Here is a 17,867-nt window from a genome sequence, read left to right as displayed (position 1 = left end):
TATAGTTATCCGTATTATAGCATTGATATGCTCAATCACTGAAATTCTAACACATGCTTTTAAATTAATATGCATTATGCAAAAAAAGAAAAATATCTCATAGCCATGTTATTAGCATGTTTAAATAAAACGTAAGATATGCTACTTATCGGATGACAATTAATATAACAACAAATGTTGTTACATAAATATATGTCTAGTATAAAAAAATTTTCAATTCATCATCCGATTTTATTTTAATGAATGATGCTTGATAATAAAATGTCAATACAAGACATTCTTATGAATTATAAATATTCATTTTTTTCAAATCAGAGATTTATATACTAAATTTTATTTTTTTGTGATAAGAAAGAACATATATTTCATATTTTCTTTTTCCTTTCCTCTGTTGTCGCAGATAATGCAATCTGTTTATGTCCAAATAATGGCGTCGTTTTTATGCTATATTTATTCACCGGTTTAGAATTACATACCGGTTTCATGTTAGTGCTTACATTAATTTTTGTTTTATTGTATGAAGTTATTAATGGCTTTCATGATACCGCTAATTCCGTAGCCACCGTGATCTATACCCGTGCTTTACGATCTCAATCAGCAGTTATTATGTCAGGAATATTGAATTTTTTTGGTGTAATAATGGGAGGTATAAGCGTAGCTTATACTATCATTCATCTATTACCAACTGATCTGCTACTTAACATTAGTTCTACTAGTGGATTGGCAATGATGTTTTCAATATTACTGTCAGCAATCCTATGGAATCTTAGTACTTGGTATTTTGGATTACCGGCCTCTAGTTCGCATACACTTATTGGTGCAATTATTGGTGTTGGTTTAACTAATGCCCTAATAACTAATAGTTCAATAATGAAAGCTATGAACATTCCTAAGTTAATTGAAATTTTTTTGTCACTTATTATATCTCCGATAATAGGATTATTATTAGCAGGTTTAACAATTTTTTTTCTTCGTCGAAATTGGAAAAACAAAAAAATTTTTGGCGGTATTCATATTACACCTGAAGAATGGGAACAAAAAAATGGAAAACGTCATCCACCATTTTGGACTCGCATAGCACTTATTCTTTCTGCCGCTGGTGTAAGTTTTTCTCATGGAGCCAATGATGGACAAAAAGGAATAGGACTTATTATGCTAGTACTAATCAGTGTTGTTCCCGCAGGATTTGTTATTAATATGAATGCCAATAGTTACGATATTCATCGTATTAAAAATGCTGTGAATTACTTACAGCAATATTGTATTCAACATCATAAAATTTTTTTTCAATTTAATGATGCAGAAGAATGGTGTAGCATACCACGAATAGCACAACATACTTTCATATCTCCTCTAAGTACTGGACAAAACCTATTAGAAAACCATCAAAATTTAACTCAAGAAAATACAAAAAAAAAGAATCACTGCTGTAATATAGAACATCAAGTATTATTAGTAATCGATAGCACTGTTTTAGTACTAAATCATTTAGAATCTTATAATCAATTGAATCCATATCAACGTTCTTATGTGCGTCGTGTTTTGATATATCTTACTGATGTTATTGATAGAATAATAAAATTTTCAAAAATGACTGCTGAAGATAAATATTTTTTAGCGAATCTTCGTCGAGATTTACTATGTACGATAGAATATTCCCCGGTGTGGATCATTATTGCGGTCGCATTATCATTATCATTGGGTACTATGATCGGTTGGCGACGAGTCACGATCACTATCGGTGAAAAAATAGGTAAAAAAAATATGACTTATGCACAAGGATTATCAGCACAAATAACTACAGCAATTTCCATTGGAATTGCTAGTTATACTGGTATGCCTGTATCAACTACCCACGTTTTATCATCAGCAGTAACGGGGACTATGATAGCAGATGGAAATGGTATACAAGGTAGTATGGTGAAACAAATTTTATTGGCTTGGATACTAACTCTTCCAGTGGCTATAGTGCTATCAGGTAGTTTATATTGGTTAGTTCTAAAATTGATATAATATTTCTCATTTATATTACATAATATAAAGTATTCATTAATACATGTGATGTATAGGATCAAAAAATAAAAAATTTCACTGTACAATACACATTGATAATACCTTAATAATTACATTAAATAATTACATTATATCATCATGATGTAATAGTTGTTCCATAAATAATATATATTATATTAAATAATAAAAATTATATAATATATTGTATTAGGCAGAAATTTTTTCTATATAAAAAGAATATATATCAATATGTAAAAATTCAGTCTTTTTAATCAAGTAATCTTATATAGAATGTTTCTATAAAATTATTACTTATTAAACGTAATAAGATTACATTATTTCTTCTGTTTGAGAAGGGATACGTATTTTTTTAATTTAATATTTCTAATAATTACTTTTAAAACAACATCACAATTACTTCCAATCACCACTCATGAATAATAATTATTAGCAGTTTTAAAATATCAACAAATACCAAAGATATGATGAAATTTACATCTGTTATTAAATATAATCAATGATATAATAATCATTTAGGCATCAAATAAAAATTATCATATATCTGCTATTTTAGCACTTTATTTAATTATGAAAAAATTTCTCTCTTAAAAAGAAAAAATGCATTTTATATATTTCGAAAATAGAATATTCATACATTTTTATAATTTAAAGATATAAGTGATTTATCTCATAGATAGAAGAAATATAAATCTTATAATTTTATCAACTAAATAAAATTGATAAACGTATTTTTAATCATGCTTTAAATACATTTTAAAATGTTTTATATTTAAATATAATACTTACTAATCTATCCATTAATTAATAGAGTACATAGATTATCTTATCTTAAAGATAAAAAAAAATGAAAAGATAAATTTAAAATAAAAATTAATTCGTCCATATAAATGGTTGTTCTATTTTTATAGAAAAGTCCATTATACTCTAATCCATAAAGTATAAATTTCATTTAATATATAAACTTGAGATTTTATTGAGATAATTTATCGAAATCTGACATTCGCATTAAAGAATGACGCACGACTTTTTAGTTAAAAATATTTCTTCATATTTAATATAGATTAAATCTATTTTCATTAACTATATAACGCAATTACAATTTCAAAATTTTTACTTTAAACAATTAATCTAAATCATTAAGCATTACTATTAAAACGGCGGCGATTTATTGGCATAGACATCGTATTTTTACGATGTCCACTGAAATGACGACTGTTTCCTTCATTTTTTTCATTACCGTAATGCACACGACTATTAGTAGTTGTTTGACGATTATTATGAGATTGTACTTTACCTAAAAATTGTAAATTCATCGGTTTATTTAAAATTCGCATACGAGTAAAATGGGATAATGTTTTACCAGAGATTTCCTTTGAAAGTTCAATAGTTGAATGAGAGGCAAATAATTTAATATTACCGATATAGCAACCACTCATATTTCCTTCGTTAGCAATTGCACCAACGATATGACGGACTTCAATACCGTCATTGCGGCCTACTTCGATACGGTAAAGATCCATTTCACTTATATTGCATCGTTCACGGCGCAATGAACGTTCATTCTTTTCCTGACAGGTGTTATCTTGAACATGTAATGCGCGTCGTGAACGATGCCCCAATATCGGATTAGACGGTAAAATCAATGGGCGTTCTCCTTGAGCTATTTTCAATAAGACTGCAGCCAACATTGTGATATCTAAATTTTCTTCTAACTGTAATTTTGATAGCAATGCATGATACATATTTAGATCATTACTTTGAAGATGAATTCGAACTTTTTCTGAAAATCTTTCTAAACGGCGAGCGCTAAGCATATCAGAGGTTGGCAAGTCTACTTCTTGAATGGTAAGTTTCATGATACGTTCAATGTTACGTAGCAGTCGTCGTTCATACTTTTCTACAAATAACAAAGCACGCCCAGTGCGCCCTGCACGCCCAGTTCGGCCAATACGGTGTATATACGATTCCGAATCCATTGGAATATCATAATTTATTACCAAACTAACCCGATCAACGTCTAAACCTCGAGCAGCAACATCTGTTGCAATTAAAATATCTAAACGTCCATCTTTTAAACGATCAAGTGTTTGTTCACGTAATGTCTGATTCATATCACCATTGAGTGCAGCGCTGTTATAACCATTTTGTTCTAATGTCTGTGCCACTTCCAATGTAGCACTTTTCGTACGTACAAAGATGATAGCAGCATCAAAATCTTCGGTTTCTAAGAAGCGAACAAGTGCTTCATTTTTTCTCATGCCATAGACGATCCAATAACTCTGTTTAATATCAGGAGTAGTAGTTATGTTAGAACGAATACATACCTCTTTCGGTTTATTCATAAAACGACGGGTAATACGTCGAATGGCTTCTGGCATAGTGGCAGAAAATAGTGCTGTTTGATGTTGCGCAGGAATTTGTGCTAAAATATTTTCTACATCTTCAATAAAACCCATGCGCAGCATTTCATCAGCTTCATCAAGTACTAGACCAATTAAATTAGATAAATCTAATGTTCCACGTTTTAGATGATCTAACAATCGACCTGGTGTGCCAACTATAAAATGTTGTCCTTTTTTTAGTGCACGAAATTGAATATCATATCTCTGACCACCATATAAAGCAACCACGTTAAGACCTTTAATATATTTAGCAAAATCAGTACAAGCTTCACTTACTTGCACTGCTAACTCTCTAGTTGGTGCTAATACTAATACCTGAGGTGCGCTTAATTCTGCGTTGATATTATGCAATAAAGGTAAAGAAAAAGCTGCAGTCTTTCCACTACCAGTTTGCGCCATGCCAAGTACGTCATGTCCGGCTAATAAATGCGGAATACAAATAGTTTGTATAGGTGATGGTTTCTCGTAACCGAGATCGATTAATGCTTTAAGGATAGGAGCTTTTAATCCCATATCAGTAAAAGAATGTTCTGTTTTAGACATATATAGATGCCTCTTTTAAATTGTGACTAATCTCAATGTTTTACTATAGTGAATTTTAATTTAAAATATGTATTTGGTCTAAATTTTGGTTGAATTAAAAAATTTAACTCTCACAAGCAAGAGAGAATGCAAACTACTTTAATTTTTTCAATATTAGTATTAATCTTACTTTAAAATATTTCTAATGATTCTGAATTTCCTTTAATAGGATATAACATTACTTAATTGAATATTTATTCATTATAAAATAACAAATAAATGATTTATCTTTTAATAAAGTTAATTAAAAAGTTATTGCAAAACTGTGTTTTCTGTAGTTAAGTAATCTTTAATTAATTTTTGTAATAAATGAGTCGAATAAAGTTATTAGCCATGTAACGATGATTGATAATCACAAATCTGATCTATTGTATCGATTCGATACAAACATATTGTTGATATTTCTTAAATTATACTTTTATACTTATTTTCTAATGTAATTTTGTTACATACCATGATGTTTTATCGTTATTTGTTTTAACAAGTAATAGTTACCTATGTCTTGAAATATAAAATCAAATTTTTTTCACAAGAATAGCATCATAATTAATTAATGATATGTGATTATTATTACAATATGATAGAAGAATTGGACATATGAAATTAGATTTCGCAGGACAGTTTAAAAATTTTAATATGTTGTGTGGTTAAGATTCCAAATCTAAAAATATATCATGCAATTCCGTACAATCTATAACAGATATATTCGTATATTACTATCACTAATTATCACTATATAAAGACACTTTTACATGTGTTAAATGTACTATTTTCTATTTTTTAGTTAAGCAATTGATATAGACTAAAAATAAAATTGTTCTATATTCTTCGGTCTTTTTTAACACATGGTAGCATACTATCTATGTTTTTTAAAAGGATCTGACATAATACCGTTGTACTGAAAAACTCACATTAAAATTTCTATTTTATTTTAAAAAATCACCCTTTACTGTATAGATCGCTATGATTCTTCAGATAAAATTGAAAATTAATAATAAAATATTATTTCAAATATTTTGTTCTATACACTATTATATCTTTTTTAGAAAGATTCGCTTCCTTAATACTTAGACGTACTCGACCTTGACGGTCTACTTCCAGTACTTTAACTGGTAATTCTTGGCCTAATTCTAAATAATCAGCTACTTTTTCTATACGTTTATCAGTAATTTGGGATATGTGCACTAAACCTTCTTTACCGGCGCCAATAGAAAAAAAAGCACCAAAATCAACAATACGTGTTACTTTTCCATTATAAATACGTCCTATTTCAATTTCAGCGGTAATTTCCTCGATACGTCGCATTGCGTGATGAGCTTTTTTAATATCAGTTGCCGCCACCTTGATAGTTCCATCATCTTTAATTTCAATATTTGTACCAGTTTCTTCAGTCAATGCCCGGATCACTGAACCGCCTTTTCCAATCACATCCTTAATTTTATTAGGAGTAATTTTTATTGTATGAATACGTGGTGCAAATTCTGAAATATCGCCACGTGATGTACTAATTACTTTTTCCATGATATCCAATATATGCATTCGCGCATTTTTAGCTTGATTCAGTGCTATCTTCATAATCTCACGGGTGATACCTTTAATTTTAATATCCATCTGTAATGCAGTAATACCTTGACGGCTTCCAGCTACTTTAAAGTCCATATCGCCTAAATGATCTTCATCACCTAAAATATCAGATAATACAAAAAAATTATCAGAATCCTTCATAAGACCCATAGAAACTCCGGCAATTGCTGCTTTAATAGGCACTCCAGCATCCATTAGCGCTAAGGATGCACCACATACGGAAGCCATAGAAGAAGAACCATGTGACTCTGTAATTTCAGATACCACTCGTACAGTATACGGAAATTCATTGGCATTAGGCATGACGGCTAAAATACTGCGTTTTGCCAGACGACCATGTCCAATTTCTCGACGCTTCGGTGATCCTAACATACCTATTTCACCTACACAGTAGGGAGGAAAATTATAATGTAGCAAGAAACGATCTATTCGTTCACCTGTTAATTCATCAATATTTTGAGCGTCTCGTTCAGTACCAAGAGTAACAGTAACTAAAGCTTGAGTTTCACCTCTTGTAAACAATGCCGAACCATGAGTACGTGGTAATATACCAATGCAAGCATTTATACATCTGATCGTATCTTTTTCACGACCGTCAATTCGAGGTTTACCGCACAAAATGCGACTACGTACAATAGTTTTTTCTAGTTGTTTTAAACTATCTTTTATCTTATCCTGATCTACATTATTATCTTGATTAGTTAGAATTTCAATTACATTGGCTTGGATGGATTCGATTGCCGTATAACGTTCTTGTTTAGTTACAATACAATATGCTTCTCTTAAATGAGATTCGGCTAATTCTGTAATTTTAATGTATAAGGCATGATCAACTGCTTTAGGTTGCCACTGCCATTTTAATTTATCATCATCTTTAATTACTAGTTGCCTGATATTATCAATCACTATCTGCTGCTGCTCTTGAGCATACACTATAGCATCCAATATTTGCTCTTCGCTCAGAATTTTTGCTTCTGATTCCACCATTAATGTTGCATTAGACGTACCAGAGACTATTAAATCAAGTAAACTATTAGATAATTCAGTAGTTGTTGGATTTAGTACATATTTATTATTGATGTATCCAACACGCGCAGCTCCTATAGGTCCATCAAAAGGAAGATCAGATATACTCAACGCAGCTGAAGTACCAATGATTGCTACAATATCTGGATTAACTTGCGGATTGAGCGACATCACAGTCGCAATTATTTGAATTTCATTCAAGAAACCATCTGGAAATAATGGACGAATCGAACGATCAATCAGACGGGAAATAATCGTTTCATTTTCACTGGGGCGTGTTTCACGACGAAAAAAATTACCCGGGAAACGGCCAGCAGCATAAGCGCGTTCTTGATAATGCACGGTTAATGGAAAAAAATTGTGTCCTGGTTTAACTGTTTTTGCTTTGACAACTGCAATAAATACTGCAGTATCATCCATAGTTACCATAACTGCAGAAGTGGCTTGACGTGCCATATTGCCAGTTTCTATTGTTACAGTATGACGACCATATTGAAACTTTCGAATAATTGAATTTAACAAAATTCTTTCCTTTTTAAAAGTATATGATACTCTATTTTAATAGCATTATTCATTGTTTACTTCCCGAAAATAATAGGAGCTAATTTATTTAATGTATTCTTGTGCATGTTACTGATATTAACTCCTATCCGTCACGTCCATACATAGATTCTGTACAAGCAGAAAGGGGCCTTTTATATGGCCCCTCTCTTATAAAAATTCACTTATCAAATTAATGACGAAGACCCAAACGTACGATTAAATTACTATAACGTACGATATCTTTATCTTTTAAATAATCCAGTAATTTTCGACGCCGAGATACCATACGGAGAAGACCACGGCGACTGTGGTGATCTTTCCGATGTTTTGAAAAATGATTTTGCAAAAAATCAATTTGATAACTTAAAAAAGCAATCTGTACTTCAGTTTTTCCACTATCTTTGGATATACGGCCAAAATTAGAAATAATTTCCTTTCTTTTTTCAAGACAAAAAGACATTAACATACTCCAACTTTATCGAGGAATAAATAGATTATATTCTCTTAATATAAATATTCGTTGCATACACTTTGCTAGTGTAACCTTAGATCTTTGTAATCGCAAGATAATCATTGTATTATAAAAATATTTTTTCGATCAAATAACGTATATCGGCGCATTAATTAAAAATTATGCTTATTTTTTTGTCAATTATTTATGATACACTGAATAAGAACTGCACGATAACTTTTTATTCTTTCTTAACTCATATACTTTTATAAAGTAGTCTCTAATAAAATTGTGGTTAAAATAATATATCTTTAACCACAGTCTCTATTGGTAATAATAATGTATCAAGTCGATTCAGCGTCTCTTGTGACTTTGGTTCAATGGATGTAAGTATTTGCAATGCTTTCAGTGTTATCATACGCGTATTAGAATACGGGAATATTGCTAAGCGACGAAGAGATTTAACATGTGCACCACAACCAAGTCGTTCTCCCAAATCATCGATCATAGTTCGTATGTAGGTTCCTTTAGAACAGTGAATATCTAATTCAATTTGATCGTGGTTCCACCATAGTAATTGTAAACTATAAATTTGAATTAATCTGCTTTTACGTGGGACAAGTATTCCTTTTCTAGCATATTCATATAATGGTCGACCTTTATGTTTTATCGCCGAAAACATTGATGGAACTTGATAAGTTTTTCCGAAGAAATAATCTAATTCAGACTCTAAATCCTCTTTTTTTAATACTACCGGTCTAATACTAACAATTTGGCCGTCAGCATCAGAAGTATCAGTACGCTCACCAAGCTTAGCAATAACTCGATAATATTTATCAGCATTCAATAAGTATTGAGAAAATTTAGTTGCCTTACCAAAACAAATAGGCAGCATACCAGTTGCTAAAGGATCCAATGCGCCAGTATGACCTGCTTTATTAGCACAAAATAATTGCTTGACTATTTGTAATAGTTTATTAGACGACAAACCAGATGGTTTGTCCATCAATATAACTCCATTGATATCACGATGAATGTGATCAAGATGATTCTTCACTTTATTTTTCCTGGATGTATTCGATATAGTTGAACTTTATTCACCTCGGCAAAAATAATTTATTTATTTTACATGATTAAGCAATCGTGATATTTGCATTCCTTTTACTAAAGAAGAATCATAAGAAAAAGTCAATGCTGGTACTATACGTAGGTGCATAGTTTTAGCAAGCAAACTGCGTATGAAACCAGATGCACACTGCAACCTCCTTATGTTCATACCAATTTGTTTAGGTGTATTGCTATTTAAAAATGTAACAAATACCTTAGCGTATGCTAAATCACGTGATATTTCTAATCCAGAAACCGTGACCATGACAATACGAGGATCTTTAATTTTACATTGTAAAATAATAGCTATTTCTTTTCGAATTTCTTGAGCAATACGTTTGGTACGGCTATATGTTCTTAACATTCAATGCTCCAATGTTAAGTAATGTAAGAAAATAATTATATACATTGTGTTAATAACAGACATATCAAAAAATGTTACGTTGAGTTTCAATTGTGCCAAAAACTTCGATTATGTCTCCTGAACGAACATCATCATAGTTTTTTACTCCAATACCACATTCCATACCATTTCGTACTTCATTAATATTATCTTTAAACCTGCGAAGAGATTCTAACTCTCCTTCATATATGACTACGTTTTCACGTAATACCCGAATTTTGTTATAGCGTTTAATTAGACCTTCCGTTACCATGCAGCCTGCAATGGCACCAAATTTTGGTGAACGAAACACACTACGTACTTCTGCTACACCAATAATTTCCTGTTTATATTCTGGTTTTAGCATGCCTGTCAATGCTTGTTTAATTGAACTAATCAAATCATATATTACTGAATAATAACGTAAATTTACATTTTCTTTTGCAATAATATGACGAGCAGAGGAATCAGCACGAACGTTAAAACCTAATAACATAGCATTAGATGCTGCTGCCAAAGTAGCATCGGTTTCAGTAATACTTCCTACTCCAGAATTAATGATATTTATCTTTATCTCATCAGTTGATAAATTTTCTAGAGCATTTTTAATAGCTTCAGAAGATCCCTGCATATCAGATTTTAGCACAATATTCAATTCAGATTGTTTTCCTGCATTTACTTCAGCAAAAATATCCTTTAGCTGAGATTGTTTTTGACGTGCTAATTTTATTTCACGAAATTTACCTTGACGATAGAGTGCTACTTCACGAGCTTTTTTTTCATCACGTACTACAGTTACTTCATCCCCAGAAACCGGTACGCCAGATAGGCCAAAAATTTCCACAGGAATTGAAGAACTAGCACAGCCTACATCTTGACCTAATTCATTTCGCATAGCTCGTATACGGCCATATTCGAGACCACATAATACAACATCACCACGATGTAAAGTTCCTTCACGTATTAATATAGTGGCTACCGGGCCACGGCCTTTATCTAAAAAAGATTCAATAACTACTCCAATAGCCATTCCTTGTTTAATGGATTTGAGTTCAAGAATTTCTGCCTGTAATAAAATTGCATTTAATAGCTCTTCAATGCCTTCACCAGATTTCGCAGATACATGTGCAAATTGATTGTCACCACCCCATTCTTCGGAAATAATTCCGTATTGAATTAATTCTTTTTTAATTCTTTTGGGTTCCGAATCTGGCTTATCAATCTTATTTATTGCAACTACTATTGGAACTTTTGCTGCTTTAGCATGTCGGATAGCTTCAATTGTTTGCGGCATTACGCCATCATCGGCTGCTACTACTAAAACAACGATATCTGTAACTTGAACACCACGGGCGCGCATGGCTGTGAATGCTGCATGTCCTGGCGTATCTAAAAAGGTTATCATGCCGTTATCAGTTTTAACATGGTAAGCGCCAATATGTTGAGTAATTCCACCAGCTTCTCCTGCAGCTATTTTTGTTGATCTAATATAATCTAACAAAGAAGTCTTACCGTGATCGACATGTCCCATGATAGTAACCACCGGAGCTCTAGGTTCAGGTTCAGTAAATTTTAAAGTATTTCGATCTGATATTATTGATACTTCAAGCTCATTTTCATGACGTAGACTGACCTTGTGACCCATTTCTTCTGCTACTAATTGAGCTGTTTCTTGATCGATAACTTGATTAATAGTTGCTATAGCACCCAGTTTCATCATTACTTTAATAACTTGTGAACCTTTTACTGCCATCTTATTAGCCAATTCAGCTACAGTAATAGTTTCGCCAATGATTACATTTCTATTTATTATCTTAATTGGCTTAGTAAAACTCTGCATCAGAGTACTTAATTTATTACGCTTGCTTTTATTATTACGACCCATCATAGCACGCGCTTCTTCACGATCAGATTTTAGTTCTGATAGCCGATTTGCTTTCTTGTTCTTACTCAGTTTACCAACTCGGATTCGACGATCATATTCTACTTTACGATCATTTTCATCCTCTGCTTCTCGAGCGTGTTGAAAGGTAGTGATATGATAGTCAGTGGTGCTATCCTCTTCATCTATATCTAGAGAATCACTCTTCCAAATGCTATGTTCTTCAGCCATACGACGTGCATCGTCTGCTATTTGGCGAGCTCTTTCTTCAATCTTTCGATATGTTTCTTCTTCTGCCTTTCGTATTAACTCTGCAGCTTCAATTTCACGCCGAGCTTTTATAGACATTTGCAATGTTTTTATCGTTGTATTAAGCGGTCGATTAGTTAATTTATTACTTTTCGTTTCAACAAACTTTTTTTCAATGTGCTGTTGAACTGATTTTTCTATTTTAAGTTGTTTGTCTTCTTGAAGATCCGGTTGTAAATACGTATGTTTTTTACGAACCTCAATTTTTACTGATTTACTTTTACCACCTGTACTAGAAATTTTTAAAGTACTATGTGTTTTTCGCTGTAAAGTTAATTGATTGGGGCCTTTATTTCGATTACGATTTAAATACGCTATTAATATTTCTTTTTCTTGTTGACTTACAGAATCCAATACAGTTTTATTGACTCCAATGTCATAAAATTGTTGTACTAGGAAATCTGCTGAAATCTTCATTGCTTCAGAAAGCAATTTTACGGTTGTATCTGTCATGCTGTTCCTTCAATTCTATAATTGATTACGTAATTTTTTTAAACCAGCAAATATTGCGTGCAGCCATAATTAATTCACCGGCTTTTTTACTACTTAATCCTTCAATATCTGACAGTTCATCAATGCCATGTTCAGCAAGTTCTTCTAAAGTGCAAATACCATGCTCCGCTAATTTAAATGCTATTTCGCACTCAAGCATAGGCAAGCCGAGTAGATCTTTAGATGGAACATTTGTTCTTCGAAACTCTTTCTGAGTAAGAGTTTGTGTTATCAATGCACGTTTTGCTCGTTCGCGTAATATTCCTAGTGTTTTTTTATCTAATCCTTTTATTTCTAATAATTCATTTATTGGTACATAAGCTATTTCTTCTAAAGAAAAAATACCTTCATTTACCAATAATGCGGCGCATTTTTCATCAATATCCAAATTCTGAGTAAAAATGTTAATTGCTGTATTAGCTTCAGCCTGATGTTTTTCTTGTAGGTCATCTATCGTCATTACATTAAGATCCCATCCGCTAAGCTGTGAAGCTAACTTCACATTTTGCCCATTACGACCGATAGCTTGAGCAAGATTACTTGCCTCTACTGCAATATCCATTATATGTTTATCTTCATCTACCACGATAGAAGAAACATCAGCAGGTGCCATGGCATTAATAACAAATTGAGCTGGATTATCGTCCCATAGTACAATATCAATTCGTTCACCGCCAAGTTCACTGGAAACTGCTTGGACTCGTGCACCTCGCATACCAATGCAAGCTCCGATTGGATCAATACGTTTATCATTTGTTTTAACGGCAATTTTAGCTCGTAAGCCCGGATCACGAGCTACAGCCCTAATTTCGATTACTTTATCACCAATTTCGGGTACTTCAATACTGAAAAGCTCAATTAGCATCTCCGGTCGAGAACGACTGATAAAAAGTTGCACACCACGCATTTCTGGACGTATCGAATATAATATGCCACGAATTCGATCACCTGGTCTAAAATTTTCTCGTGGCAGCATATCCTCGCGTCCAATGATTGCTTCTGCGTTATTGCCAAGATCTAAATTAATACTATCCCGATTAATTTTTTTTACCACGCCTGTGACAATCTCACCCTCACGGCAACGAAATTGATTGAGTACCATTTCTCTTTCAGCTTCACGTACTTTTTGAATGATTACTTGTTTGGCTGTTTGGGTAGTTATACGATCAAACGATATAGATTCAATATTATCTTCAACATAATCACCAAGTTGCATGTTCTGACTTTCAAACCGAGCTGCCGCCAATGTTATTTCTCGTGTGGGTTGAGTTACTTCGTTTACAATCATCCAACGGCGAAAGGTATTAAAATCTCCTGATTTACGATCAATACTGACACGCACTTCTATGTCTTGTGTATATTTTTTCTTTGTTGCCGTGGCTAATGCAAGCTCTAAAGCTTCAAAAATTTTTTCACGCGGAATAGCTTTTTCGTTGGAAACTGCTTCTACAACTGCAAGAATTTCTTTATTCATACTAGTTGCCTTAGTAAAACATTTTAAATGGGATACTAAATTCGCTTTTTTAATATTTTAAAGGCGAATTGTTTATTTTTTAAATCCATTATTATACTAACTATTACATAATAGACTATTTTAGTGATGTCTTTTTGTTCACAGCGATTATGTATCATGATGTTTAATACTAAGCTAACTTTGTTATCGATAAATCGATTTAAAATGTACTTCTCTATTCATGCCAAATTTAAACAAGGAAACATATAGGTTATAGAGATACAATTTTTAACATCTAGTACAATACCAATTTATTAGTTGAGTTTGGTATAATTATTTTTTTAACTCTTTGTAAAATAAACAATATTTATTTTTATATACATTTATAGATGCCCATAAGAAAAGAATCAATAAATTTAATAATATTGCAATGAAACAATAAAAAACCCCGAAAATCGGGGCGTCAAAAAATTAGATACTATATACACAGTATAGCGGCTAGAAATATTATGTAGTAAAGTATTTTACTAGAAAAACTTTCAAAGTTAGCTAAATACTATAACGCCTTGAGACAGTATATTAAAAATAATATTATTATGGAATTCAGTAATAAAATAACTAGATTTATAGCCGATAATTTTAAATTTTTAAAAAACTTTCTAGAAAAAAAGAAACATAATGGCTAAAAAAAGGAATGAATCATAATTAATAATTATAGAAAGTTATCAAAGAAAACTTTGGTACCGAGGATGGGACTTGAACCCATAAGCCCAGTTAGGCACTACCACCTCAAGGTAGCGTGTCTACCAATTTCACCACCTCGGTATATCAATATATTATTAATAACACATTTATTCTATTGAGGAATATCGTGATTCTGTTGTGTAGACATGTCTTTTGACATTATCTCTGGCTTATGGGATTCATGTAAAACATTCCATTGGATATCCTTTTTATTATGACGACTACTCAGATTACCTAATAGTAAACTCAGAATAAAAAAAAGTATTGCCAGTATCGTTGTCATATGGGTTATAAAATTACTAGAACCGACAGAACCAAATAAAGTACTCGAAACACCTGAACCAAAGGCTGCCCCTATATCATTAATACTTTTTCCTTTTTGTAGAATAATTAATGCAACTAAGCTAATTGCTATTAATGAAAATATTACTAATAAAATCTCGTACATCATTCTTTAGATCTCTCTACAAAGTGTATAATACTATAAATTTATAAAACTCTCAGGACTATTTTCAATACATTTAAATATTTCAACATTAATGATTTAAATACTTTAATAATCAAAGAATGCTTAGTTATTAATTTAATGATGACAAAATGCAATAAACTAATTTATTCGTAAATTATCTTGTTTTCATTATTATAATTCACAAAATTCAATTTGCAGTTTCTAACGCGGAAGCGATGCGACGTGCAAGTGTTGTAATTTGTTCAGCGTCTTTTCCTTCTACCATAATACGAATTAAAGGTTCAGTGCCTGACTTTCGTAACAATATCCGTCCTCGGCCAGCTAATTGTTTTTCAACTTCAAAACAGGTTTCTTTAACTACTTCTGATTCTATAGGATTACTTTGTCCAATAAAACGAACATTTATTAATGTTTGTGGTAATAACAACATATCGCTGCATAAATCATGTAAATTAACGTGATTACTAATCATAGCTGATAATACCTGTAGACCAGCAATAACACCATCACCAGTGGTGGTATGATCTAACAAGATCACATGTCCAGAGTTTTCTGCTCCAATACGCCAACCTTTTTTTTGCATTGTTTCCAACACGTAGCGATCACCAACTTGAGCGCGAATAAAAGGCACCCCTAGTTGTTTTAGTGCTAACTCAAGGCCCATATTACTCATAAGTGTTCCGACTACACCACCAAATAGCTGACCTTGTCGTAATTTTTCTCGTGCAATTATGTACAGGATCTGATCTCCATTTATTTTTTTTCCTAAATGATCCACCATAATTATTCGATCACCATCACCATCATAGGCAATACCTAAATCAGCTTTTTCTTCTAACACCAAATTTTGTAATAGATGCACATCAGTAGCGCCGCATTCTTGATTAATATTTGTGCCGTCTGGTTGACAACCTAAAGTAATCACTTCTGCGCCAAGTTCACGAAATACACTAGGTGCGATGTGATAAGTGGCACCATTAGCACAATCTACGATAATTTTTAGTCCTTTCAAACTGAAAATGCCAGGAAATGTACCTTTACAGAACTCGATATAACGTCCAGCTGCATCAACAATTCGGCTTGCTTTTCCTAATTCTGATGATTCAACACAAGTTAATGGCTTCGTTAATTCTATCTCAATAGCCGTTTCTACATTGTCTAGCAATTTTGTGCCTTCAATAGAAAAAAATTTAATGCCATTATCATAAAATGGATTATGTGAAGCAGAAATGACAATTCCTGCTTCTGCACGAAAGGTTCTCGTTAGATAGGCAATGGCCGGTGTCGGCATTGGACCAGTAAAAGCAGCGGATAATCCAGCAGCAGCTAAACCTGCTTCTAACGCTGATTCTAGCATGTAGCCTGAAAGACGAGTATCTTTGCCTATAATGACTTTACGAGAACCATGACGTGCTAACACTTTACCAGCAGCCCAACCTAACTTAAGGACAAAATCTGGCGTGATAGGTATATCTCCCACTTTACCACGAATACCATCAGTACCAAAGTATTTATGATTACTCATATAAACTTTTTCCTTCCTTCATTGCAATAGTAGTTTTAACTACATGCAATGCTTCTACTGTTTGCTTAACATCATGTACTCGTATTATTTTTGCTCCTTGCAGTGCAGCTATAACTGCACAAGCAATGCTACCTGATACTCTATTTTCAATAGCACAATTTGCTAATTGGCAAACCATAGATTTTCGTGACATTCCGACCATAATTGGTAAACCAAGATAATGAAACCTTGAGAGTTGAGCTAAAAGTTGATAATTATGTGACAAAGTCTTACCGAATCCAAATCCTGGATCAAGCAGTAGTTGATCTTTCTTAATTCCAGCTTCTTCACAACAAGCAATTTTTTTTATGAAAAACTCTTCGACTTCCGCCTGTACGTTCTTATAATAAGGAGCTTGTTGCATAGTACGTGGATTGCCTTGCATATGCATCAAACATATTGGCAGTTGTGCAGCTGCAATAACTTCTAAAGCTCCAGGTTCACTGAGTGAACGAACATCATTAATTAAGTGAGCGCCGGCTAATATGCTTTCCTGCATTACTAATGCCTTGGAGGTATCTACAGAAATAAAAATATCAAATCGTTGAGCTAATGCCCCGACTACAGGAACTACTCGTTCTATTTCTTCTTCTTCACTAACTGCATGAGATCCTGGTCGTGTAGATTCTCCGCCAACATCAATGATCAATGCTCCAGCGTTAATCATGTCTGCAGTGTATTCGATAGCATTAGGCAGCTGATTGTACTTTCCGCCATCGGAGAATGAGTCAGGTGTTACATTAAGGATGCCCATGACTCGAGGAACGGAAAGATCGAGAATACGTTCATGAGAGATAAGTTGCATAATTTTAGGCTCCTATAACCACCTAAACTGCAAGATTG

The 17,867-nt window shown here is 32.7% G+C and carries 10 protein-coding genes, 1 tRNA gene and 1 pseudogene; 1 reads left to right on the top strand and 11 read right to left on the bottom strand.

Annotated features, from left to right (window positions below):
* Nucleotides 1–441 precede the first annotated feature (441 nt).
* Nucleotides 442–2,013, top strand: coding sequence for an inorganic phosphate transporter PitA (pitA, locus tag ACICP0_RS02735; RefSeq protein ID WP_395479783.1), 1,572 nt, complete (start codon nucleotides 442–444; stop codon nucleotides 2,011–2,013).
* A gap of 1,157 nt (nucleotides 2,014–3,170) precedes the next feature.
* On the opposite strand, the gene ACICP0_RS02730 is transcribed toward pitA, so the two are convergent.
* The 11 genes and pseudogenes from ACICP0_RS02730 to folP form a co-directional block, all read right to left on the bottom strand.
* Complete coding sequence (locus tag ACICP0_RS02730; protein ID WP_395479781.1) at nucleotides 3,171–4,979, bottom strand: DEAD/DEAH family ATP-dependent RNA helicase; 1,809 nt, start codon at nucleotides 4,977–4,979, stop codon at nucleotides 3,171–3,173.
* A gap of 1,041 nt (nucleotides 4,980–6,020) precedes the next feature.
* Complete coding sequence (gene pnp, locus ACICP0_RS02725) at nucleotides 6,021–8,150, bottom strand: polyribonucleotide nucleotidyltransferase (RefSeq protein WP_395479780.1); 2,130 nt, start codon at nucleotides 8,148–8,150, stop codon at nucleotides 6,021–6,023.
* Between the two features lie 211 nt (nucleotides 8,151–8,361).
* Entirely contained in the window at nucleotides 8,362–8,631 is a 270-nt protein-coding gene (gene rpsO / locus ACICP0_RS02720) for a 30S ribosomal protein S15 (protein ID WP_395479778.1), read from the bottom strand.
* A gap of 298 nt (nucleotides 8,632–8,929) precedes the next feature.
* Nucleotides 8,930–9,628 (bottom strand): annotated as a pseudogene (gene truB, locus ACICP0_RS02715) (tRNA pseudouridine(55) synthase TruB); the annotation flags it as partial.
* 114 nt (nucleotides 9,629–9,742) lie between these two features.
* Nucleotides 9,743–10,093, bottom strand: a complete 351-nt coding sequence (gene rbfA, locus ACICP0_RS02710) for a 30S ribosome-binding factor RbfA (protein WP_395479777.1) — start codon at nucleotides 10,091–10,093, stop codon at nucleotides 9,743–9,745.
* A 64-nt stretch (nucleotides 10,094–10,157) separates the two neighbouring features.
* Nucleotides 10,158–12,755 (bottom strand): translation initiation factor IF-2, encoded by a 2,598-nt coding sequence (infB, locus tag ACICP0_RS02705; RefSeq protein WP_395479776.1) that lies wholly within the window; start codon nucleotides 12,753–12,755, stop codon nucleotides 10,158–10,160.
* A gap of 25 nt (nucleotides 12,756–12,780) precedes the next feature.
* On the bottom strand, nucleotides 12,781–14,268 hold the full coding sequence (gene nusA, locus ACICP0_RS02700; RefSeq protein WP_395479774.1) for a transcription termination factor NusA: 1,488 nt from the start codon (nucleotides 14,266–14,268) through the stop codon (nucleotides 12,781–12,783).
* Between the two features lie 717 nt (nucleotides 14,269–14,985).
* A tRNA-Leu gene (locus ACICP0_RS02695) sits at nucleotides 14,986–15,072 on the bottom strand.
* Nucleotides 15,073–15,103: 31 nt separating this feature from the next.
* The gene (secG, locus tag ACICP0_RS02690) at nucleotides 15,104–15,442 is read right to left on the bottom strand and encodes a preprotein translocase subunit SecG (protein WP_395479773.1); all 339 of its coding nucleotides are present in this window, start codon (nucleotides 15,440–15,442) and stop codon (nucleotides 15,104–15,106) included.
* Nucleotides 15,443–15,647: 205 nt separating this feature from the next.
* Nucleotides 15,648–16,985, bottom strand: coding sequence for a phosphoglucosamine mutase (gene glmM / locus ACICP0_RS02685; RefSeq protein WP_395479771.1), 1,338 nt, complete (start codon nucleotides 16,983–16,985; stop codon nucleotides 15,648–15,650).
* Nucleotides 16,978–17,829, bottom strand: a complete 852-nt coding sequence (folP, locus tag ACICP0_RS02680; RefSeq protein ID WP_395479770.1) for a dihydropteroate synthase — start codon at nucleotides 17,827–17,829, stop codon at nucleotides 16,978–16,980. Before folP ends, glmM begins: the two co-directional genes overlap by 8 nt.
* Between the last annotated feature and the right edge of the window lie 38 nt (nucleotides 17,830–17,867).

Source organism: Candidatus Curculioniphilus buchneri endosymbiont of Curculio glandium (assembly GCF_964275155.1).
Classification (GTDB): Bacteria; Pseudomonadota; Gammaproteobacteria; order Enterobacterales; family Enterobacteriaceae; genus Curculioniphilus; species Curculioniphilus buchneri.
The sequence above is the reverse complement of the archived record's forward strand: the minus strand, read 5'-3'. Positions and strand labels throughout refer to the sequence as shown.